This window comes from Kitasatospora sp. NPDC056783, assembly GCF_042789895.1.
Lineage (GTDB): Bacteria > Actinomycetota > Actinomycetes > Streptomycetales > Streptomycetaceae > Kitasatospora.
Window position 1 is genome coordinate 1 of the sequence record NZ_JBHUAF010000705.1, and the last position, 1,442, is coordinate 1,442.

At 73.2% G+C, this 1,442-nt stretch carries 2 protein-coding genes; one reads left to right on the top strand and one right to left on the bottom strand.

The window, feature by feature from the left end; translation table 11 throughout:
• Nucleotides 1-846 (bottom strand): D-alanyl-D-alanine carboxypeptidase family protein (locus ACFRMQ_RS40745; protein WP_380735978.1); only part of this gene is annotated, 846 nt, incomplete at its 3' end.
• A gap of 309 nt (nucleotides 847-1,155) precedes the next feature.
• On the opposite strand from ACFRMQ_RS40745, the gene ACFRMQ_RS40750 reads away from it, so the two are divergent.
• On the top strand, nucleotides 1,156-1,413 hold the full coding sequence (locus ACFRMQ_RS40750) for an SCO4848 family membrane protein (protein WP_380735979.1): 258 nt from the start codon (nucleotides 1,156-1,158) through the stop codon (nucleotides 1,411-1,413).
• Nucleotides 1,414-1,442 lie beyond the last annotated feature (29 nt).

Genomic DNA, 1,442 nt, shown 5'->3' on the forward strand with positions numbered 1-1,442 from the left:
GGCCTGGCCGGCCGGTTCGGCGCTCTCGGGCCGGAGCTCGTCGACCAGCCTGCCGACCGGCTGCACCTTGCCGGCCGCGGCGAAGCCCCAGTCCAGCAGGGCGGCCGTCTCGTCGTACACCTTCTGGTAGCTCGCCGGGTGCATCACGGTGACCAGCAGGGTGCGCCCGTTGCGCTCGGCGGCTCCGACGAAGGTCGAGCCGGCGTTGGTGGTGGTGCCGTTCTTCACGCCGATCAGGCCCGGGTACTTGCCCAGCAGCCGGTCGGTGTTGGCGATCCCGAAGCTGCCGCGCCGGCCGTCCTTGTCGACGGCGCCGGGGAACATCGCCTCCCGGGTGGCGCAGTACATCCGGAAGTCCGCGTCGCGCAGGCCGGCCCGGGCGAACAGCGACAGGTCGTAGGCCGAGGAGACCTGGCCGTCCATGTCGTAGCCGTCCGGGGAGATCACCCTGGTGTCGCGCGCCTGGAGCGCGTCGGCCCGCGCCTGCATCTCGGTGACGGTCCGCTGGACGCCGCCGTTCATGTGCGCCAGGACGTGCACCGCGTCGTTGCCGGAGCTCAGGAACACCCCGCGCCACAGGTCCTCGACCCGGTAGTCCAGGTTCTCCTTGATGCCGACCAGGCTGCTGCCGGGGCCGATCCCCTGGATCTCCTCGTCGGCCACCCGGTGCACCGCGTCACGGTCGAACTTGGGCAGCACGGTGTCCGCGAAGAGGATCTTCAGGGTGCTCGCCGGGGGCAGCCGGAGGTGCGGGTTGCTGGCCGCCAGCACCTCGCCGGACGCCAGGTCGGACACTATCCAGGACTGGCCGGTGAGGTCGGAGGGCAGCGGCGGGGCGCCCGCCATCGGGGCGACCTGGACCCCGGGGAGCCCGAGCCGCTCGCCGCCGACGGCGGCCGACGGCGGCGGCTGCCGCGGGGCCGCGTCCGCCGGAGCGGCGAGCAGGACCGGTAAGACCGCGGTGGCCGCAGTGGCCGCGGCGCACAGGCGCACGAACGTGTGACGGGATGTGGGCACCAGCAGACCGTACCCACTCCCGGCCCCCGGCGCCCGCCCCTCCGGGCCGGTCCTCCGCAGGAGGGGTCCGCCCTACGCCGATCGGCGGCCCGCGCATACTGGGGAGGCACACCGCCTTCACCCGCCGAGGACCCCCCCATGAAGCTCAGCCGCCGTACCTCCTGGTTCCTGACCGCCTTCGGGGTCTGGTCGATGATCATCTGGACGACCTTCGTCAAGAACCTGTGGAAGGACTCCGGCGGCCAGGCCTTCACCGACGGCGACCACTCCCAGCCCACCGCCTTCTTCTGGATCCACCTCCTCCTCGCCGTCACCTCCTTCGTCCTCGGCATCGCCGTCGGCGCCGTCGGCGTCCGCGGCCTGCGTGCCGGCCGTCGCGCGCCGGCCACCGACTGAGCGGGCTCCAAGGCCCAGCGGGCTCCAAG

Excerpts from the sequence above, each read along its gene's own strand:
- ACFRMQ_RS40750 (WP_380735979.1), top strand. The coding sequence starts at position 1,156 with ATGAAGCTCAGCCGCCGTACCTCCTGGTTCCTGACCGCCTTCGGGGTC.